Here is a 19929-nt window from a genome sequence, read left to right on the forward strand (position 1 = left end):
GAGGATGCAAAGCTGGAGCGAGCGAAAGCTGGTCGAGGACGCGGCATGGTCCGCCCCCGGTGTCACCCAGGTGAACGACAAGCTCAGCATTGGCGGCTGAAAGGGAGGTGCTCCTAGCCACAGTTATCGCATGCTCCTGCTCGAATCGATCACCCCGCGTGTCGACAAGGTGATTCAGGCGGGCCCCATAGGTCCTTACCTCCCGCTTCGGTCTCGGCCGATGCGACCCAGGTGGGTGTCCTTGAACCCGGTGGGCAGCTTGAGGCCGTAGCCGAGGGCCCGATCCCAGCCGACGTGCGCCCCCACGGCAGTGGCCGCGAGCAAGGGCCACAGCTGTCCGATGGCGATCGCCAGCAGGGCGAGGCCCACCGGCAGCGCCCAGTTGTGGACCAGGTTGTAGGTCACCGCGCCGAGCCGTGGACCGGCCACGTAGCCGAGCATCGACAGGTCCGGCGCCAGGAGGGCTGGAATCAGCACCAGCGGCGACCCGCCGAGAGTCAGGAAGGCAACGATCCCCAGCACCCCGACCGCGGCCGATTCGATCCGCAGGATCCAGGTCACGTTCATCTCGGGCGTCGCTCCGTCACTCCCAGCGGAACAGGCGCGTGGCGATCACGAAGGTGATGACCCCCCAGATGGCCAGGCCGATGACATCGGTCCCGATGACGTCCAACCCGGCACCGTCGTTGATGACCGCCCGCAGCGCATTGTTCAGGTAGGTGAGCGGCAGAAACCGGGTCACCTCCTGCAGGAATTCGGGCATCGCTTCGCGGGGAAAGAACGAGCCCGACAAGAACATCATGGGCAGGCTGATCAGGTTGGCCACCGGTGCGGCCTGGTTCTCGTTCTTCGCCCAGCCCGCCACTCCGAAGCCCATCCCCAGGAATACGACCGAGCCGAGCACCGCGAGCGCCAGCACCACGGCGACGCTGCCCACCAGCTGAACCCCGAACAAGAGCCCCACCCCGAGCAGGATCAGGACCTGGACCAGGGCGATGACCAACCGCGAGCTGACCTGGGCCGCCAGGAAATAGGTCGGTGAAGTCGGCGTCGCGAACAGCCGCCGAAGCGTCCCGGTCTGCTTGAGCTGGACGAATCCGAACGCCACGCTGAACACGCCCAGTTGCATGACGGTCAAGCCCAGGATCCCGGGCACCAGGAAATCGATGTAGCCCAGGTTGCGCCCGGCAACCTCCTCGACCACGACCAGTGGCTCCTGCGAGCCCCCATCGACGGAGACGAGGGCCTGGGCCACGACCGCGTGCACCAGTAGCACGGCGGTGTGCCCCTCGCCGGCCTGGGCCTGGCTGGTGTAGGCCGACAGCGGTTCAAAGCCCGAGGACCCGGGGGGCACCAACTCCCACCCGGCGCGGATCCGCACGACTGCCGCCCGGTCGCCCTCCGCGAGCGCGGCCAATTCATCGGTCAGGCTGCCGGTGTGGATCACCAGGCCGGAGGTCTGCTCGAGCGCGACCTGCAGCGTCTGGCTGGACGAGTTCTGGGCTTCATCCGCGACCCCCACATCCAGCTCGGCCGCTTCACCGAAGTTGAGGACCCCGAAGATGAGCATGATCACCAGGGGCAGGAAGAAGCTGAAGAAGACGGCCGTGCGGTCGCGGATGAACATCTTCCCCGAGGCCACGAACAGGTGCCAGAGCACCTCGAACCGTCGGGCCATCGGTCAGTCCTCGCGGAGCTCGTGGCCGGTGAGATCGATGAACACGTCCTCCAGGTTCGCCAGCCGCTCCACCCGCTCCTTGGTGAACCCACGTCCAAGCAGGGAACCCACGAGCGCATCCGGCGAATCGAGGGCCACGATCTTCCCGCCATCCATGATCGCGACCCGGTCGCACAGGTACTCGGCCTCCTCCATGTAGTGGGTCGTGAGGATCACCGTGTGGCCGCGCTCGCGCAGCCCCTTGACGACCCCCCACAGGTGGCGCCGGGCCTGGGGATCGAGTCCGGTGGTCGGCTCGTCCAGGAACAGGACCGGTGGGTCGTTCACGAGCGCCGCCGCGATGCTGAACCGCTGCTTCTGCCCGCCGGATAGCGTTCGGACCTGGCTACGCGCCTTCTCGGACAGCTCGACGTCCGCCAGCAGCGTCGCCGGGTCGACGGTGACGTGGTACAGGTGGCCGAAGAGGACCAGCAGCTCGGTCAGGTTCAGCTCGTCGAAGAAGGCGGACGATTGAAGCTGGATACCGATGCGGGCCTTGACGGCCCGCGGATCCGAGGCGACATCCAGCCCGTCAACGGTCGCGCTGCCCCCGTCGATGGACCGCATGCCCTCGATCATTTCGAGGGTCGTCGTCTTGCCCGCCCCGTTGGGACCCAGTATCCCGAATACCTCGCCTGCGGCGACCTCGAAGCTGACGCCGTCAACCGCGCGCAGGGAGCCATAGGACTTCTGCAGGTCGCGGGCGACGATGATCGGTTCGGCGACGGGCATCGATGGCCGATGGTAATTCAGGTCGGTCAGGCGTGGCGCCAGATGCGCCAGATGGCTCCGCTATCGGCCAGCGGGTCGCCGTGGACCAGGAAGAAGTGCGCCGGGCCGCCCTCGCGAATGACGCCCGCGTCCGGCTCCCCCAGGGCCTCCCCGCCGCGCCAGGTGACCGCGGCCAGGGCCTCCACCGGCTCGAGGCCGGCCGCGATGAGCGACTGAAACTCCCACGGGATGTGGTTCGCGCGCGCCGATCCCCCGCCAGCGTCGGAGCCGGCCGCGATGGCTACTCCGGCCGCGCGCGCGTTCCGGACGCTCGCTTCGGCCGCCTCCAACTCGTCGCCGATCCGGCTCGCGGCGCCGGTCGCGGAGAAGAACGGGACGGTGGTGGTGGCCGAAAAGCTCAGCCACGAGTGAAGAACGGTCAGGGTCGAGACGAGCATCGTGCCGGTGTCCCGCATCCGGCGCGCGGTGTAGGCGTCGAGCTCGAAACCATGTTCCACAGTGTCGACACCGGCCTCAACTGCGACCCGGATGCTCGCGATACGCCCGGCATGAGCCGCCACGCGGGCACCGCGGGCGTGCACCGCATCAACCACGCGACGGGTTTCGTCGATGGACCACGGTGTCGCGTTGGGATCTGGGCCCTCCAGGTACAGCTTCACGAGGTCCGCGCCGTCGTCCAGCTGCTGGAGGGCCACGGCCAGCAGCTGATCGGCGTTGGCGGCCTCGGCGCTGATCCGTCCGGGCAGTGAGCCGGCGCGGGTGACCCAGCTGCCGGCAGCCCGGATGGCCGGGAAGCCGGCACGTCCCGCGAGGCGGTCCCGCACGCCAAGGGATGCGGCCCGCCGGCGACCGTCGACCGGGTCGCTGACGATGGGGCTGCCCACGTCACGCAGCCAGCGCACGCCGTACTGCCAGGCCAGGGCCGCGTTCGCTTCCCCGGTCGCGGCCAGGACGGCGGGTGGGTCGTTGAAGCGCTCAATCCAGTTGACGCCGCCGGCGCCGGTGAGATGGGAGTGTGCATCGACCAGGCCCGGCACGATGGTGGCGCCGGCGGCGTCAACGACCGCGGCTCCCCGGGGATCCTCCTCGCCCCCCGCGGGACGGATCCACACCACGACGCCGTTCTCCACCAGGACGCTGACGTTCCGCTGGAGCGTGGGCGAGCGGCCGTCGGCGAGAGCGGCGCCGCGATACAGGACCGGCGCACCGGGCAAAAGGATAGGCATGGGCGTGGCTGACGGCGTGGGGCTGGGGCTGGGACTCGGCCGCGCCGCGGGCGAACGCGTCGGACGTGGGGTTGGGCTCAGGGTGGGGACCAGCGTCTCGGCACAGGCCGCCAGAAACGCGGCCGGGGTGAGCACCCCCAGCTGGAGCAGGCGGCGGCGCGAGATGCGGGACGGATCGGGACCGCTCATCCGACGACGGCCTCGTAGACCTCCACGGTCCTGCTGGCCACCGAGGCCCAGCTGAACTGCTCGACCGCGCGCAGACGCCCCGCCTCGCCCATGGCGGCGCGCCGCGCCGGATCGGCGACGAGCGCGTTGATGGCCGCGGCAAGATCATGCGCCACGCGGTCCACGCCGCCAGGCCCCATCGGGTCATCCGGGGGTTCGACCAGGAGACCGGTTCGCCCGTGGACGACCACCTCGGGAATGCCGCCCACCCGGGTGGCCACCACCGGCACGCCGCATGCCATGGCCTCCAGGTTGGTGATCCCGAACGGCTCGTAGACCGATGGGCAGGCGAACACCGCGGCGTGGCTGTACAGCTGACGGACGGTGGGTCGGTCCAGGTGCTCGGGGATCCAATGGATCGGCCGGTGGGGGGATGCGGCCCGTGCAGCGGCGACGCCCTGCTCCACCTCGGCCGCCAGCTCCGGGGTGTCGGGCTGGCCGGCGGCCAGCACCACGCCGATCCGCGAATCCAGATGCGGAATGGCTTGGATCAGGGTGGTGATGCCTTTCTGGCGCGTGATGCGGCCCACGAACAGGACGTACGTGGTCGCAGGGTCGATGCCGAAACGGGCCATCGCATCGCGCCCGGTGTCGGGTGCGAACGCGACGGTGTCGATTCCGTTGTGGACGACCTGGACCCGGGCGGGGTCGGTGGCGAAGTGCTCCAACACGTCGGTGCGGGCCGCGGCGCTGACCGCGATGACGGCATCCGCCTGCTCCAGGGCCTGCCGCTCCACCCAGGCCGAGACGTCGTAGCCGCCGCCCAGCTGCTCGCGCTTCCAGGGTCGCAGGGGCTCGAGGGAGTGGACGGTCACGACCAATGGCATGCCGTAGGCCTGGGCGATCATCAGCCCTCCCAGGTGGGTGTACCAGGTGTGGCAGTGGACCAGGTCGGCCGTCGGCGGGTCGGCCGCCATGGCCAGATTTCGGCTGAAGGCGGCCAGCACCGGGCGCAAGGGATCTGGCGCGTTTCCGGCGTCCAGGGTGGCGGGATAGCCGCGAACCCGCCAGCCCGGCTCGTCCTGGTGCTGCTCCCCGAAGGTGCGGATGTCGAGCTCGATCTTGCCCCGAAGCGCATTCGTCAGCTCCGTGACATGGACCCCGGCACCGCCGTACACGTTGGGCGGGAACTCGTTGGTCAGGACCACGACACGCACGGGCGGAGCCTACAACGCCTGACCGGGTGGGTCCGCGGCTCAGCTGGTGGCATCACAGTCATTCGTGCTATCGCGCTATCGCGCCGCACGATGTCACGAAGGGTTGTGACACGCGGCCACCGCCGCCGAGGGGCAATTGACGTCTGGACGGATACTCCCCCATAGTATCGGACGGATACCGTGGATGGACCGATGACGACCGCGCCCGCCGACACCCAAACCGCCACCGACACCAGAGCCGAGCTCAGCCTCCCGGTGGAGGGCATGACGTGCGCGAGCTGCGTGAACCGCATCGAGCGGTTCCTCAATCGGGCGGACGGCGTCACCTCGGCGACCGTCAACCTGGCCAGCGAAGAGGCCATGGTCCGGTACGACCCGGCCCGGATCGATCGGGCCGGGATCATCGGGGCGATCGAGGCGGCCGGCTACGACGTCCGGCCCCAGTCCACGCCGACGGCAGGCACGACGATCCCCGAGACGGAGCTCGACGCGGTGGAGATGGCCCGGGCCGCGGAGCGGCGCGGGCTGCTGCGTGACGGGGTGGCGGCCACCATCATCGGTCTGGCCATGATGGCGGTGACCCTGTGGCCAGGCGGAGCGCCGCTGCCCATGGATCGGCTCAACCTGGTCCTGCTGGTGCCGGCCACCTTCGTCCAGCTCGTCCTGGGCCGGCGCTTCGTGGCCCGTGCGCTCCGCGGGCTGCCCCACGGGGAGCTGACCATGGACACCCTGGTCGTCATGGGCACCGGGGCGGCGTACTCCTACTCCGTGGCTATCACTCTCTTCCCGGACGCGGTCATGGCGGCCGGCCTGCCGCTCGACACGTTCTACGAGACCGCGGCCATCATCATCGGCTTCGTGCTCATCGGACGTTGGCTGGAGGCCCGGGCCAAGGGCCAGGCCGCGGGCGCCGTGCGAGCCTTGCTGCGCCGCCGACCGGAGACGGCGCGGGTCATCCGGGACGGCGCCGAAACGGAGGTGCAACTCGCCGAGGTGCGGGTGGGCGACCCGGTGCGGGTCCGCCCGGGTGAGCGAATCCCGGTCGATGGCGTAGTGGTCGAGGGAGCCAGCGCGGTGGACGAGTCGATGCTGACCGGGGAGCCGCTGCCCGTGGAGAAGGCGCCGGGAGACCGCGTGACCGGGGCCACCCTCAACGCGCACGGCAGCTTCGTCCTGCGCGCCGACCGGGTAGGCGCCGACACGACCCTGGCCCAGATCGCGCGCCTGGTGGAGCAGGCCCAGGGATCGAAGGCGCCGATCCAGCGCCTCGTCGATCAGGTGGTGGCGTGGTTCGTCCCGGCCGTGGCGCTCGTCGCGGTCCTGACGTTCGTCGCCTGGATGGCGCTCGGCCCCGAGCCGCGCTTGCCGCTGGCGCTGTCCAGCGCGATCGGAGTCTTGATCATCGCCTGCCCGTGCGCGATGGGCCTGGCCACCCCGACCGCCCTGATGGTGAGCGCCGGCAAGGGGGCCGAGGCCGGCATCCTGGTCCGCGACGGGGCCGCGCTCGAGCGAGCGGCGGGCATCTCGGCGGTCGTCTTCGACAAGACGGGGACCCTCACCCGGGGGCGACCGAAGGTGACCGGCGTGTTCCCATTAGGGACCGATGCTCGGGCGCTGCTGCTCGTGGCCGGGGCCGCGGAACGGGGAAGCGAGCATCCGCTGGCCTCGGCCATCGTCCGCCGTGCGGGAGAGGAAGGCGTGGTGGCGGACTCCGCCACGGTGACCGAGTTCGCCGCCGTACCGGGAGGTGGGGTGCGCGCCACGGTGGAGGGTCGCGCGGTCCTCATCGGCAGCGCGCGACTGCTTTCCGACGCGGGGGTCGTCGCCCCCCCGGCGTCGTCCCTGGACGACGCGGAACGCGCCGCCGCGGCCGCCGGCCAGACCGCGGTCTGGGTCGCCGTCGACGGGGAGCTCCGGGGTCTGTTGACCATCGCCGACCGCATCAAGCCCGAGGCCCCGGTCGCGGTGGCGCAGCTGCGTGCGGCTGGCCTCGAGCCGTGGCTGCTGACCGGTGATCGTGCGCCAGCGGCGCGCGCGATTGGCGCCGCGGTGGGGATCGACCCGGATCGGATCGTGGCCGAGGTCCAGCCGGGCGAGAAGGCGGCCAGGATCGAGACGCTCCAGGCGACCGGGCGTCGGGTGGCGATGGTCGGCGACGGCATCAACGACGCGCCGGCGCTGGCCCAGGCCGACCTCGGGGTCGCCATCGGCACCGGGGCCGACGTGGCGGTCGAAGCCAGCGACGTGACCCTGGTCGGGGACGACCTGCGGGCGGTGCCGGCCAGCATCGGCCTGGCCCGGGCGACGATGCGGATCATTCGCCAGAACCTCGTATGGGCGTTCGGCTACAACGTGCTGCTCATCCCGGTCGCAGCCGGCATCCTGTACCCGTTCACGGGCTGGACCCTGAACCCCGCCCTGGCGGCGGGTGCGATGGCCCTGTCCAGCGTGAGCGTGGTGACCAACTCACTCCGGCTGCGAGGATTCCGGCCCCGCGACGCTGAACGCACGACCGACGTGACCGATCTGACTGATCGGAACGATCTGACCGACTCGGAGGACTGACCGATGGAAACCAGGATAGGTACCCTGCCTCACGACCCGGTGTGCGGGATGTCCGTGGAGCCAGCCCAGGCCGAGGCCAAGGGCCTGGTGGCCGAGCACGTGGGGGTCACGTACTACTTCTGCGGGCGCGGCTGCCTGCTCGACTTCCGCGACGACCCGGGCCACTACCTCGACCCCAACTACCTCCCAAGCATGTAGCCGCTTCCCAGCATGTAGCTCGCGACTCTTAGGTCGCGCCGGATGTACACGAGATGTACTCATCGGCCCATTTATCGGTGGCGGTAGACCGCAGACCGCGGTTTGGCCGTATTTCCTGGCCGATTTGTTCGCACGATGCACCGAATGGCCATGATTCGGGGCCTGCGAGGGGAAACGTGTTCGATACGTACGTGTTATGTACATCTGTCCGAGTAGGCCCTGTCGCAGTAGGCCCTGTCGGAGCCGTTCGCTGTAGGCTGCGAGCGTGGATCTCGGGCCGCGGCTCAGCTCAGGGTTGGGGGCACCATGGGAGCACGACTGGAAGGGGCAGCTCCACGAGCACGCAATCGACTCAGAGGCACTGACCGGCAACCCGCTGGGAGACCCAAACCGCCGCCCGGTCTGGGTCTACACGCCACCCGGGTACGAGGACAACCCGACCAGGCATTACCCGAGCATCTACCTGATCCAGGGCCTCACGGGCCAGGTTGACATGTGGCGGGCCCGCAAGGCGTTCCGCCGCAGTGTCCCTGAACTGGTGGACGTGCTGTTTGCCACGCCCGACCAGGCCCCGGCGCTCGTCGTCTTCGTGGACTGCTGGACCAGCCTGGGCGGGAGTCAATACCTCGACTCCCCGGGGACAGGCAGTTATCTGACGTACCTATGCGACGAGGTCATCTCCTGGGTCGATGCCACCTACCGGACACTCCCCGATCCGGCGCACCGGGCAATCACCGGCAAATCGTCGGGCGGATACGGAGCCATGGTCCTGCCCATGCTTCGCCCGGACCGATTCGGCGCGCTGGCCACCCACGCCGGCGACGCATTGTTCGAGGTCTGCTACCTGCCCGAATTCCGCGAGGCGGCGCGCGCGTTGCGCGACTGGTACGACGGCTCGTACGACCGCTTCTGGGCCGATTTCCGGGCTCGCCCCGGAGTCATGCGCCCAGGCGACCTGGTCCTCCTCAACGAGTGGTGCATGGCCGCCTGCTACTCCACCGATGCGGACGGTACCGTGCGCCTGCCATTCGACCCTGCCACGGGGCGCCTTGTCCCCGAAGTCTGGGAACGATGGATCGCCAACGACCCGGTTCGGATGGTGGCCGGCCACGCAGATGCCCTGCGTGCCCTGCGCGGCATCTGGATCGATGCGGGGCGCAAGGACGAGTGGCACCTCGACCTGGGTGCCGAAGCCTTCCGCCTCGAACTGGCAGCCATCGGGGTAACGGAACCGATCGTCCGATTCGAGCTGTTCGAGGGGACGCACGCGGACCTCGAGTATCGGTACCCGATGGCCATAGGCTGGTTGGCGGAACGGATCTCCGACTCGACACGACCGTCCGGCTAGGCGGAGGACGCCCGGTTAGGCCGCGACCACCCGATCTCGGCCGCCCCGCTTGGCCATCGACAGCGCCACGTCCGCGGTGCGGAGCAGGGCCTCGCTGGTGGGCTCCGCGTCGTCGAGCGCGGCACAGCCGGCGGACACGCTGAGCCGCAGCGGCGCGCCGTCCTCGGCGGCGATCGTCCGCGACGCCAGTCGAGATCGGATCTCCTCGGCCACCGCCACCGCATGATCCCGGTCCGTCCCATCCAGGACGACCACGAACTCCTCGCCGCCGAAGCGGGCCACCATGTCGGTCTGGCGCAGACGGTCGCGCAAGACGTGCGCGAACACCCGCAGCGCCTGGTCGCCGACCTGCACGCCGTGGAGCTTGTTGAACGTCCCGAAATGGTCGAGGTCGAACAGGATGGCGGACACCGGGCGCCGCTCCGACTCGGGCGTCGCGTCCCGGGCGGTGAGGAGCCGGGCAACCGCGTCGTCGAAGAAGCGGCGGTTGTGGAGGCCGGTCAGGCCGTCGCGCACCGACAGGTCGGCGAGTGCCTGCCGGTCGCGGGCCAAGGCCAGGGAAGCCGCGATCTTGCCGGCCATGGTCGTGACCAGGTCGCGGTCGATGCGATCCAGTGGCTCGGGAGAGGCGGATTCAATGTTCAGCACGCCCAGCAGGACCCCGTCCAGGAGCATGGGTGCCGCGATCTCGCTCACCACGCGGGGATCGCCGACGACGTAATCCGGATCGGTCTTGACGTTCTGGACCAGCTGGACCTCGCCCGAGCGGGCGGCGCGGCCCACGACTCCGGTCTGCGGGTCGAACTGCGACATGTCCACGTCATACCCGCGCTGGGCGCCCAGCTTCAGGGTTCCGTCCTCGACGATGAAGATCACGGCCAGCGCATACCCGAAGCGTTGGACCATGACGTCGGCCACGCGCTCCAGCAGCTCGGGGGTCGCGCCGGAGGTGACCAGCAGCCGGCTGACCTGCTCCAGACCGGCGATCTGCCGCGACCGACGCCGCTCGGACATGGCGGTCGTCCGGAATTGGTCATTGATCTGCTCCAGCTGCGACACGAGTCGCCGGGTGCCTATTGCGAGCACGGTGGACACGCCGACCAGGGCCACGCCGCGCGGCGTCACTTCGGTCAGGGCCAGCGGATTGGCGGCATTGGCCAGGCTGGCCAGCTCGGGTACGAGGTAGATGACGGCGGCCGTGAAGCCGATGACGGCGGCCTGCCAGGGCCCCAGGGCGGCGGCGGCCACCACGACCGGCAGATACAGCGGGAACAGGGGTCGCGCGGGTCCGCCCACGGTGTTCACGAGAGCCCACACGAACAGCAGCGCGATGGTCAGCCGCAGGAGCGACCACCCATGCGGCGTGAGGAACCGATGTCGGGCCGGGACCAGGCCCGCAACGGCTTGGAGGCCCAGGAAAATGGGGCTGAGGATCAGGACCATGACCGTATCCTCGGTAACGTGGGTCACCGACGACACGGCCAACGCGACCGGCGCCAGGAGGGCGGTGTACCACAGGGGCGCGTCGCGAGCCATGCGGCGCACGCTCTTGCGGCGCCCGCTCGCCAGGCGCGTGCTGGCGTGCCGGACACGGGTCAGCCGCCGGGCGTCGGGCACACCGGCCACCGGCCGTTCGGCGACCCCCCGGTCAACCAACTCGGTCATCCGGCCAAACCGTACCCAACCCCCCAGCAACGCACCATGAGCCGGAAGTACCGATGGGGCCGCGTACACTCCGCCTCGATGCGGATCGCCCACGTTCGCGAGCGGAACGCCCCCATCGGGACCGGGTTGCGGATGGCCGCCGCCCGCGACGCAGGGGCGACCCGCTGGCTGGATCTGGAGCACGCGCGCGAGGTCCTGGTCGGCGACGATCCGCGACGGGCCCACAACTCAGTGCTGTTTCGGCAGCCAGTGACCACCCTGGACGCGCATCTCGCGCGCGGCCTCCGGGTGGAGGCCCTGGCAGAGATCGTGGACGGATACACGCCCGCAGTGGACGCGGACGAAGGCATCTGGGACGCCGCCGAGCTGGTCTTTGGGCCGCCCATCCTCAGGCCGCCATCGCTCCGGGACTTCTACGCCTTTGAGCAGCACGTAGGCACGATGTGGCGGCGTCGCGGCCACGACATCCCGGAGGCGTGGTACCGGCTGCCGATCTTCTACTTCGGCAACACATCCGAGATCCGCGGCCCCGGCGAGCCAGTGTGGGCCCCGCCCGGATCGACTGAGCTCGACTATGAGCTGGAGGTGGGGGCGCTGGTCGACACCGCGGCCGTCGACCTGGCAGCAGACCAGGCCGAGGAGGCCATCGGCGGCTATATGGTCCTCAACGACTGGTCGGCGCGTGACCTCCAACGCGAGGAGACGACAGTCCGACTGGGCCCGGCCAAGGGCAAGGACTTCGCCACCAGCATCGGTCCCTGGCTGGTCACCCCCGACGAGCTGACCGATGCCCGCACGAAAACGGGATACAACCTGGTCATGACGGCCGATATCAACGGGGAGGAGATCAGCCGCGGGACGTGGTCGGCGGCGCACTTTTCATTCGGCGAGATGCTGGCCCGGGCCTCGGCCGACGTGCGGCTACGGCCCGGGGACCTGATCGGCAGCGGGACCGTGGGGAGCGGCTGCCTGCTGGAGGTGAAGGACGAGCGGTTCGGGCGCTGGCTCGAGCCGGGGGACGAAGTGGTGCTGCGCATCGAGCGGCTGGGGGAGCTGCGGACGCCGATCGTCGAGCGGTCTGAACAGAGGAGCGTGTCGTGATGCAGCACATGGGTCTGCTGGCCCGGATGGCGGTGGCCGAGGGCCGCCTGGCCGCGTTCGCGGAACGTCCGCCGCCGGGCCTGACCGATGCCGACCCGGCCACCGGCGAGCGCTGGGACGTCGGCCAGGCCTGGGCCCACGTGGCGGAGTTCGTCCCCTACTGGCAGGGCGAGATCGAGCGGGTGCTCGCCGGTGCGGGCGCCGAACCGGTGCCCTTCGGGCGCACGACCGAAGATCCAGGGCGGGCGGGCGCCATCGAGGCCGGCCGCAACGAGCCTCCGACCGAGCAGATGGCCCGCCTGGCAGGCGCGTTGATGCTGCTGCGGACCTACTTGGCGCGGCTATCCGAGGCGCAGTGGTCGGCGCGCGGGCTGCATGAGCGGCGGGGCGAGATGACGGTGGCTGAGATCCTCGATCGGTTCGTCGTCAGCCACCTGGAGGAGCACGCCGACCAGCTCGAGAAGCTGGCCGCCGATTCGGCCTGATCAGTCTTCCCCGTCGTCCTCGGTCTCGCCGATCTCCATGTCGACCACCACGCACGGTTCGGGGCCGTCCACCCAGGCGCGGTGGCCGGGTCCGATGACCAGGTGATCTCCGGGCCCTGCGTCGACTTCCTCCCCCTCATCGGTCAAGTAGCGGATGCGGCCAGAGATGACGTACTCGTGGTGGGTCTCTGGACAGCTCTCCGCACCCTCGGCGTAGGGCTTGACGTGCTCGTCCCAGCTCCAGCCCGGGTTCAGGACGGATCGGGCGACCATCGAGTCGCCGATGATCGAGATGTCATACCGGCCCGCCTCGCCGAAGTCGTAGGCCTGGTCGGGGGTGTCCAGGCTTTTGACGGTGATGGCCATCTGGTGCTCCAGACCGATAGGGATTACGTTGGCCGCACGGTACCCCCTCAGGCCAGCCCAGGGTCAGCCTTGGGCGGCGAAATCCCGCTCACCGCGACGAGGAAACGCCAATGCAGACCATCGGCATCGTGCTGAATGTCGGCGAGGACCAATCGGAGGAGTTTGAACGCGGGTTTCGAGCCATGGAAGCGCCGATCTGGCAGGACCTGCATGCACGCGGGCTCCTGGTGATGGCGACCTTGAGCCGTCTCGATGTCAGCACCAAGAAGGTCGCCGGCGCGGCACAGTACCTGGTGGTCGCCATCTTCGCCACCGATGAAGGTCACCACGTTCACGACAGCGATCCCCGCTTCGAAGCCTGGAACCAACAGGCCGACGCATACCAGACCGATGAGCCGTACGTGTTCGGAGGCGACACCATCGTCAACGTCGGCCCTTGAGCTGGGCTGCCCGAATCCTGTCGGGGAACGCGCATCGGTAGATCGTGGTGGCGGGCGGGAGTAGCTCAGTTGGCCCGAGCCGGCGCGACGCAGATCTTGGCGGAGGCGGCGAACTGCGATATCGTCTGCGCGAACTGTCACCGCTCCCGGACCCTCGCCAGGCGCACGGGAGTGTCAGCGCGGGAGTAGCTCAGCTGGCAGAGCGCGACCCTTCCAAGGTCGATGTCGCGGGTTCGATCCCCGTCTCCCGCTCACCTCTCATGTGGCCCGACGCCTTTGCTCGGTCAGGACGACGACTGCATGTCCCAATTCAGGGTTGATCGCGAACACGGGCTGGTCTCCGGTGGCATCCAGACCGGTGTGCCCAACCGTGGGAGGCTCGCCCCCTCTCCTGGGAAGATCATGAATCCGTACCCGCTTCGCCGCCCGAGGGAGATGAGGCCAGGTGCGGTCCGGAGCACTAGCAACGGGCGCGCCTGCCGCGCATACTGTGGGGGCGTTCGTTCATCCGGCGAATGGCCACAACCAACGGTCGAGCAGAAAAGAGAGATCCCCCGATGATCAAGGCTCCTCGTGGAGGCAGGCTCGCCATGGGCCTGGTCTTGGTGTTGATCGCCGCCTTCCCCAGCGCAGCGGCCGCCGACCATTCCTGGGGCAGCTACCACTGGGCGAGGACGAGCAATTCATTTACGCTGCTCGTGGGCTACAACGTCTCGACTACTTGGGACCAGTACCTCGACGAGGCCATCGTCGACTGGAATGAATCGACGGTCCTCCAGCTGGCAGAAACAGCTGGCCGGGCGAGGGGGAAGAACTGCCGGCCGACCGCAGGACGGATCGAGGCCTGCAGCGCCAGCTATGGCTCCACCGGCTGGCTCGGCGTGGCACAGATCTGGGTGCGCGGAAGCCACATCACGCAGGCCACCACCAGGGTCAACGACACCTATTTCAACACCGCGACCTACAACTCCCCGGCTTGGCGTCGCTTGGTGATGTGCCAGGAGATCGCGCACGACTTCGGGCTCGACCACCAGGACGAGATCTTCAACAACCCGAACCTGGGGTCGTGCATGGACTACACCAACGATCCCGATGGCGGCGCCGGTGGTGCCTCGCCAACCGATCTGTCCAACGAGCACCCCAACCTGCACGACTACGAGCAGCTCGAGACTATTTACGAGCACTTCGACAGCACCTCGACAGTGGGGCAGGTTGCGGCGGCCGGGGAGCCGGGGAACGCTCCCGCCTCGTGGGGCCAACTCGTTCGCGGCTCGCAAGCGTCTGGGGTCAGCCTCTATGTGCTGGACCTCGGAAACGGCCAGCGGGTCTACACCCACGTCATCTGGGCGCGCTGAGCGGTCCGCAGCCCCGGCGGTGGCCGCCAGCCGTGCGGTGAGGACCTCCTAGGCGACTACTAGCCGGTCGGCGAGGCCCTCGTGACCACACGATAACTGGACGCGTTTCGCTCGAGCTCCCCACGCTCCCTGCCACAGCGCTCAGACGTCGCGGCCTTCCAAGCTGAATGTCGCGGGTTCGATCCCCGTCTCCCGCTCCAATGCCTAGGTGTCCGGTGGAGGTTCGGTGGCGGCAGGCGCAGCCTCGTCGTCCGGCGTCGGCACGTCCGCGGGCTTCCGGGTCGCCGCTTCTTGAGCCTTCAGCCGCGCGAGCAGGTCCTCGCGGCGACGATCCGCCTGTTCTCGCGCCACGGCCTCGTCTTGTTCTCGGATGCGCGTGCGTTTCACGACACCGAGTGTAATCGGAGGCGAACGTTGATCACCGTGAGCTGCGAACCGGACGGCGATGATTGGCGTTGCAGCGTGACTATCGGGGACGATCCGGCCATTACCCGGCACCAGGTGGCGGTCTCTGGCGAAGATCTCGTTCGGCTCGCGCCGGCAGGAACCAGCGTGGAACAATTGGTAGAGGCCTCCTTCGCCTTCCTGCTCGAGCGAGAGCCGCGAGAGTCGATTCTCCGCAGCTTCGACCTTCCGGAGATCTCCCGCTACTTCCCCGAGTACGAGCGCGAGATCCGGAGGCGACTCAGCGCGTGATCGTCCCCCGTTGCCCCTTTGATGACGATCACATCCTGAGCGACGCCAGGAGGCGGAACACGGGCAAGGCTTTTGCGAAGGTATCGGCCAGCATGTCCGGCAGGTCAGGCGACAGGACTTCCTCGTCGGAGACCCGGCGGCCGAACGTCACGTCCTTGAGCTTGAGCAACGCCGCGTCGGGGTGGTCTGCCGCGTAGCCGGGTGGAGTTCGCATCAGCCGATCACCGTCGACCTCGCCGAACTCCTTCACGAATGCCCGATCGTCGATGGCGGCATGTACGCGAGGCGCGTCGGTCGCAACCGTGTTGCGCCACGCCTCCAGGAGCGGGCGCTCCGGATGCCACATCCCTCCCCCAACGTAGCCCTCGTCGGGCTCGAAGTGGAAGTACCCGCCCACGTGATGCACCGATTCGGTGCGGCTCCGAGGCAGCGCCGGTGCGCCGTCCGGCGCCCACGGAAAGCTGGCGCTGACATGGGTCTTGTACGGCGACTTGTCCTTTGAGAAGCGGACGTCGCGGTAGATGCGGAACGGGGAGCGGACATCGGCCCGGAGCGGGAGCCCACGCGCTTCAAATCGCTCGCCCAGCGCCATGCACAGGGCCTCGAGTGGCTCCTTGAGCAGTCGCTCGTACTCGGCCTTGCGGGCCTGGAACCAGGCGCGGTCGTTGTTCAACGCCAGCTCGATCAGGAAGTGGAGGGCCTCAGGTTGGAAGCCGGCGAACGCGGTGGCCATCGGTACCTCGCAGGGCGGATCGGTCAGTAGTGGATGTGGCCCGGGATGGCGTGGAACTCCTTCCAGACCTCAACCATCTCGTCGCGCAGGAGCTCGCGCGCGGGGACGGCGCGATCGGGTCCGGGCTGGGCGATGGCATCGTAGATCGGCTTGTCGTCGAAGTCACCGAAGTCGAGGGCGTCCTGGATGGTTGAGGCGTAATAGACGGCATCGACCCGAGCCCACCATGCCGCTGCGTAGCACATGGGGCACGGCTCGCAGCTGGTGTAGACGATGGAGCCGCTCAGGTCATGGGTGCCCAGCCTCCGGCAGGCGTCGCGGATGGCCACGATCTCACCGTGACTGGTCGGGTCCTGATTGGCGAGGACCTGGTTGACGCCGGCACCCACCACCTCCCCGTCGCGGACGATAAGGCAGCCGAAGGGGCTTCCCGTCCGATCCAAGATGGCGCTTTGCCGGGCCATGGCAATCGCCTTCCGCATGAACCGCTGGTGATCGGCATCGGTCATCTGGTGGCCTCCGGGGTGTTCCGCGGAATCTACTCGACGCCGCGGGCGGCCCGTAGACTCGGCGGGCCATGCACCCGTTTCGCTTTGGGCTGACCGCCGGCTGGGTCGGGACCGGTGAGGCGTGGCTGGCCATGGCCCGTAGTGCCGAAGACTTGGGATATAGCGTGTTGCTGGTGCCGGATCACCTGACCCGTCAGCTGTCGCCGGTGCCTGCCCTGGCGGCGGCCGCGGCCGTGACGACGCGCCTGCGCATCGGCTCATACGTCTTCGCCAACGACTACCGCCACCCACTGCTGCTCGCCCGTGAGGCCGCCACCCTGGATGCGGTATCCGGAGGGCGACTGGAGTTCGGGATCGGGGCCGGCTGGCGCGTCAGCGACTATCGCCAGCTGGGGGTGGCGTACGACCCGGCCGGGCGCCGGATCGACCGCCTGGCCGAGGCGCTCGGGATCATCAAGCGCCTCTTCGCGGGCGAGACGGTCACCCACGCGGGCCCGCATTACCGAGTGGAGCGCGCCCAGCTCTCCCCGCGGCCCGTCCAGCAGCCGCGGCCCCCGATCATGCTCGGCGGCGGTGGGCCGCGCATGCTGCGCCTGGCCGCACGCGAGGCGGACATCGTGAGCTTCGTCCCTCAGTTCAACGCTGCCGGCCGCCCGATCCTGCGGCAGGCCACTGAAGGCGCCCTGGTCGAGAAGGTGGCCACCGTAAGGACGGCTGCGGGCGATCGGTTCGACCAGCTGGAACTGAACGTGTTCATCGCCGTGGCTGGGATGGTGGGCAGCCGGAGCTCGGTCGGCGCGTCCCTGGTGGCGGGTGGCATGGCCGCGGTCGTCGGAATGGTCGGCTCACCCTATGCGCTGCACGGCACGCGGGCGCGCCTGCGTGAAATCCTCGAGCGCCGCCGGGATCGGCTGGGGATCAGCTTCTACGCCATCCCCCAGCCCGCCATGGAGTCGATGGCCCCCCTGGTCGAGGACATGACCGGGCGCTAGGCGTCCAGGGCGCTCAACGGAAGCGCTCCTGCCAGAAGGTCTCCCATTCCCCTCGAGGCGACGCGGCAACCGGCGTGGTGCGGTGGCGAGCTCGCATGGACGGGAAGGCCAGCCCCGCCAGCACCATGAGCGCCGCCAGGAGACTGGCCACGAACACCGCTGGCGCTGGAACGGCCATGCCCTGGGCCGTGTCGGGCAGGTCTGCCGACTCCACTTCGCCGACCGCGAACTCGCTGAGCGAGGTCATTCCGTAGGCCGTGATGGAAGTCGGCAGCGCCGCGCCCGAGATGGGCAGGACCCAGGCGCCGTCCCATTTGGCGACCACGAATGCGGCCGTCGAGGCGCCCGAATCGACATCGGCTGGGTCAAAGGTGAAGGTCGCTGTCAACGCGTCGAAGGTGGTCCCGGCGTTGACCAGCGACCACCAGCGGTTGACGTCTCGGGCCGGGTTGATGACCGAGGAGCCGATGCTCGGGTGCTCGCCGGGGGTGGTTGAGGCCGTGATGGTGCCCGACCCGGACACGACGCCGAACAGCAGGCTGACCGGCGCATAGGTCGTCGCGTCGCCGATCTCGAACGTGGCCGCCACGCCCGCGCCGAGCGGGATCGTCTTGCGGAGCTCCCCGCTGACGTGGCCCGCGGTGCGCGCCACCGATGCGGCCGGATCAATAACCACCACCCAGACGCCCGCGTCGAGGACCCCATCGGTCAGCGTCAGGAGCGTTCCGATCGTCATCGGGGCGGTCAGGGTCGCCCCATTCGGGTTGTCCAGGGTCAGGTTGGCCAGCACCGGCAGGCTGGAGGGAATGACGATTCCCGCGCCGGTCCCCGACACGACCAGCGAGGACAGCGGATCCCCGGTCAGGTTGGTGGGCGTGCCGGCTATGGGGTTCGCGATGCCCAGGGTCTGCCCGCTGATGTCGAGTGGTCCGCTCAGGGCCAGGGTGCCGGCCACCGAGACGGCGGTCGTGACGGTGACTCCGGCGGCATTGGTCACAGTAAAGTCAAACAGACCGATGCTGGCGGCTGCGCCGCCGAGGATCTGGGGCGCCACCCCGTTCATCACCAGCAGGCCGGTACCTGGGGTGAAAGCCCCGTCGACGGTCACGTCGCCGCCGACCGTAATGGTCGTGCCCCCTCCACTCAGGGTCCCGGCAGCGATGGCCAGGTCTCCCAGCACGTTCAGGTCCTCGCCTAGCGTGGTGGTGCCTCCGTTGACAGTGAGGTCGTTGAAGCTCATGCCACCAGCGGCCAAGGTGTTTGTGCCCGCGAACACGACCAGGCTGGTTCCGGCGTCAACCGAGCCGGCGACGTGCGTCCAGCTGCCGCCGTCCATCCGGAGGGTGCCGACCAGGAAGAGCGTCCCGCCGGACTTGTCGATGACCACGTTGGGCAGGTCGCCGAGGGCCAGGGTGGCCGTCCCGGTGAAGGTCTGGTCCGTGGCGCCGTTGATCTCCAGCGTGCCGGAGCCGCCATCGAAGGTCGACAGCTGGTCGATGGACCCCGCGGCGCCGAACGTGCCGCCGTCGATCGTGCCATTGTCCAGGGTCAGCGTCCCGCCCGCAGTGGGCACGCCACCGCCCACGGTGTGGGCCCCACCGCTCATGTAGACGTTGTTCAGCGTATGGGTCCCGCTGATCGTGACCGCCGTGTCGAAGTACACGGTGCTGGTGCCAGGGTTGACCGCGCCCTGGAGCCAGGTCCACGAGGATGTGGTCATGCGGATAGTCCCGACCAGGAAGAGCGTCCCGCCCGATTTGTCGATGACGACGTTCGCCATGTCGCTTGTTGTCGTATTGGCCGCACCGGTGAAGGTCTGGTCCACGATGCCAGCGATGCGAACGATGCCTGTCTCCCCGTCAAAGGCGGCTGCCAACGCGATGTCGCCCAGGGCTGCGATGGTGCCGCCTTCCAGGTTGCCATCGGTCAGGGTCAACGTGCCGGCCACGGTCAGGGTGGTGCCGGCCGCGATGGTGATCGTGCCACCCCGGATGTCGACGTTATTCAGCGTGTGACTGCCGGTGATGGTGGTGCTGCCGCTGCCCGTGAAGATCAGGGTGCTGCCGGTCACGACCAGGCCACCGGGGGGCGCGTTGGTGAAGGTCCAGTTGCGGCCGGTGCGCAGGGTGCCGGTGATCGTCAGGACGCCGGAGGTCTTGTTGATGTCGACGTTGGGCATCGCGCCGGCGAGCGCGGTGTGGAAGCCGGTCATCGTCTGGGGCCCCAAGCCGTTGATGAGCAGGAGGGCCGTCCCACCCCCGGTGAAGCCGACCCGGGCGAAGATGTCGCCCTGGGCGGCCAGGGTGCCGGTGGCGCCGCCCTGGTTGAGGGTGCCGCTGAACAGCTCCAGGCTGCCGGTTACGGTCAGGGTCGTGCCGGCGGCAATGGTGACCGTGCCCCCCCGGATGTGGACCGT

The 19929-nt window shown here is 69.0% G+C and carries 21 protein-coding genes and 1 tRNA gene; 11 read left to right on the top strand and 11 right to left on the bottom strand.

What is annotated here, in order from left to right:
• The first annotated feature begins 4 nt into the window (after positions 1-4).
• On the top strand, positions 5-100 hold the full coding sequence (locus AABM41_07390) for a hypothetical protein (protein MEK6192132.1): 96 nt from the start codon (positions 5-7) through the stop codon (positions 98-100).
• A gap of 95 nt (positions 101-195) precedes the next feature.
• Here AABM41_07390 and AABM41_07395 read toward each other — a convergent pair whose 3' ends face one another.
• Genes AABM41_07395 through glgA form a run of 5 tightly spaced genes read right to left on the bottom strand, consistent with a single transcriptional unit; the run spans position 196 to position 5060 of the window.
• Positions 196-567, bottom strand: coding sequence for a DUF4260 domain-containing protein (locus tag AABM41_07395; protein ID MEK6192133.1), 372 nt, complete (start codon positions 565-567; stop codon positions 196-198).
• 16 nt (positions 568-583) lie between these two features.
• Positions 584-1678, bottom strand: coding sequence for an ABC transporter permease (locus tag AABM41_07400; GenBank protein MEK6192134.1), 1095 nt, complete (start codon positions 1676-1678; stop codon positions 584-586).
• 3 nt (positions 1679-1681) lie between these two features.
• A complete protein-coding gene (locus AABM41_07405) occupies positions 1682-2449 on the bottom strand; it encodes an ABC transporter ATP-binding protein (protein MEK6192135.1) in 768 nt (255 codons plus the stop codon).
• A 26-nt stretch (positions 2450-2475) separates the two neighbouring features.
• Positions 2476-3864, bottom strand: coding sequence for an amidohydrolase family protein (locus AABM41_07410; protein MEK6192136.1), 1389 nt, complete (start codon positions 3862-3864; stop codon positions 2476-2478).
• Positions 3861-5060: a glycogen synthase gene (gene glgA / locus AABM41_07415; GenBank protein MEK6192137.1), complete on the bottom strand. Its 1200-nt coding sequence runs from the start codon at positions 5058-5060 to the stop codon at positions 3861-3863. Before glgA ends, AABM41_07410 begins: the two co-directional genes overlap by 4 nt.
• 192 nt (positions 5061-5252) lie before the next feature.
• Here glgA and AABM41_07420 point away from each other — a divergent pair, with 192 nt between their 5' ends.
• From AABM41_07420 to AABM41_07430, 3 genes are all read left to right on the top strand, one after another.
• Positions 5253-7625, top strand: a complete 2373-nt coding sequence (locus AABM41_07420; protein ID MEK6192138.1) for a heavy metal translocating P-type ATPase — start codon at positions 5253-5255, stop codon at positions 7623-7625.
• A gap of 3 nt (positions 7626-7628) precedes the next feature.
• Positions 7629-7823, top strand: coding sequence for a YHS domain-containing protein (locus tag AABM41_07425; GenBank protein MEK6192139.1), 195 nt, complete (start codon positions 7629-7631; stop codon positions 7821-7823).
• Between the two features lie 265 nt (positions 7824-8088).
• Positions 8089-9171: an alpha/beta hydrolase-fold protein gene (locus AABM41_07430; GenBank protein ID MEK6192140.1), complete on the top strand. Its 1083-nt coding sequence runs from the start codon at positions 8089-8091 to the stop codon at positions 9169-9171.
• A 15-nt stretch (positions 9172-9186) separates the two neighbouring features.
• Here AABM41_07430 and AABM41_07435 read toward each other — a convergent pair whose 3' ends face one another.
• Positions 9187-10836 carry a diguanylate cyclase gene (locus AABM41_07435; protein ID MEK6192141.1) on the bottom strand — a complete coding sequence of 550 codons (1650 nt, stop codon included), beginning with the start codon at positions 10834-10836 and terminating at the stop codon, positions 9187-9189.
• Positions 10837-10914: 78 nt separating this feature from the next.
• Between AABM41_07435 and AABM41_07440 the strand changes: the two genes are divergently transcribed.
• Both AABM41_07440 and AABM41_07445 read left to right on the top strand, forming a co-directional pair.
• A complete protein-coding gene (locus AABM41_07440; GenBank protein ID MEK6192142.1) occupies positions 10915-11937 on the top strand; it encodes a fumarylacetoacetate hydrolase family protein in 1023 nt (340 codons plus the stop codon).
• On the top strand, positions 11937-12422 hold the full coding sequence (locus tag AABM41_07445) for a DinB family protein (GenBank protein ID MEK6192143.1): 486 nt from the start codon (positions 11937-11939) through the stop codon (positions 12420-12422). Before AABM41_07440 ends, AABM41_07445 begins: the two co-directional genes overlap by 1 nt.
• On the opposite strand, the gene AABM41_07450 is transcribed toward AABM41_07445, so the two are convergent.
• Positions 12423-12788 (bottom strand): cupin, encoded by a 366-nt coding sequence (locus tag AABM41_07450; protein ID MEK6192144.1) that lies wholly within the window; start codon positions 12786-12788, stop codon positions 12423-12425.
• Between the two features lie 110 nt (positions 12789-12898).
• Between AABM41_07450 and AABM41_07455 the strand changes: the two genes are divergently transcribed.
• The 3 genes from AABM41_07455 to AABM41_07465 all read left to right on the top strand — a co-directional run bounded on the left by AABM41_07455 (position 12899) and on the right by AABM41_07465 (position 14583).
• Complete coding sequence (locus tag AABM41_07455; protein MEK6192145.1) at positions 12899-13228, top strand: hypothetical protein; 330 nt, start codon at positions 12899-12901, stop codon at positions 13226-13228.
• 179 nt (positions 13229-13407) lie between these two features.
• A tRNA-Gly gene (locus AABM41_07460) sits at positions 13408-13480 on the top strand.
• 338 nt (positions 13481-13818) lie between these two features.
• Positions 13819-14583: a hypothetical protein gene (locus AABM41_07465; GenBank protein ID MEK6192146.1), complete on the top strand. Its 765-nt coding sequence runs from the start codon at positions 13819-13821 to the stop codon at positions 14581-14583.
• A gap of 204 nt (positions 14584-14787) precedes the next feature.
• On the opposite strand, the gene AABM41_07470 is transcribed toward AABM41_07465, so the two are convergent.
• Positions 14788-14970: a hypothetical protein gene (locus tag AABM41_07470; GenBank protein MEK6192147.1), complete on the bottom strand. Its 183-nt coding sequence runs from the start codon at positions 14968-14970 to the stop codon at positions 14788-14790.
• A gap of 75 nt (positions 14971-15045) precedes the next feature.
• Here AABM41_07470 and AABM41_07475 point away from each other — a divergent pair, with 75 nt between their 5' ends.
• Complete coding sequence (locus AABM41_07475) at positions 15046-15279, top strand: hypothetical protein (GenBank protein ID MEK6192148.1); 234 nt, start codon at positions 15046-15048, stop codon at positions 15277-15279.
• Positions 15280-15307: 28 nt separating this feature from the next.
• Here the strand turns inward: AABM41_07475 and AABM41_07480 are convergent, their stop codons facing one another.
• Complete coding sequence (locus AABM41_07480; GenBank protein ID MEK6192149.1) at positions 15308-16012, bottom strand: DUF2461 domain-containing protein; 705 nt, start codon at positions 16010-16012, stop codon at positions 15308-15310.
• Between the two features lie 23 nt (positions 16013-16035).
• The gene (locus tag AABM41_07485; protein MEK6192150.1) at positions 16036-16521 is read right to left on the bottom strand and encodes a nucleoside deaminase; all 486 of its coding nucleotides are present in this window, start codon (positions 16519-16521) and stop codon (positions 16036-16038) included.
• Positions 16522-16589: 68 nt separating this feature from the next.
• Between AABM41_07485 and AABM41_07490 the strand changes: the two genes are divergently transcribed.
• The gene (locus tag AABM41_07490) at positions 16590-17513 is read left to right on the top strand and encodes a TIGR03621 family F420-dependent LLM class oxidoreductase (protein ID MEK6192151.1); all 924 of its coding nucleotides are present in this window, start codon (positions 16590-16592) and stop codon (positions 17511-17513) included.
• Positions 17514-17526: 13 nt separating this feature from the next.
• On the opposite strand, the gene AABM41_07495 is transcribed toward AABM41_07490, so the two are convergent.
• Positions 17527-19929: hypothetical protein (locus AABM41_07495; GenBank protein ID MEK6192152.1), on the bottom strand; the 2403-nt coding region annotated here is incomplete at its 5' end.

It is taken from the genome of Chloroflexota bacterium (assembly GCA_038040195.1).
In the GTDB taxonomy this organism is placed as follows: domain Bacteria; phylum Chloroflexota; class Limnocylindria; order QHBO01; family QHBO01; genus DASTEQ01.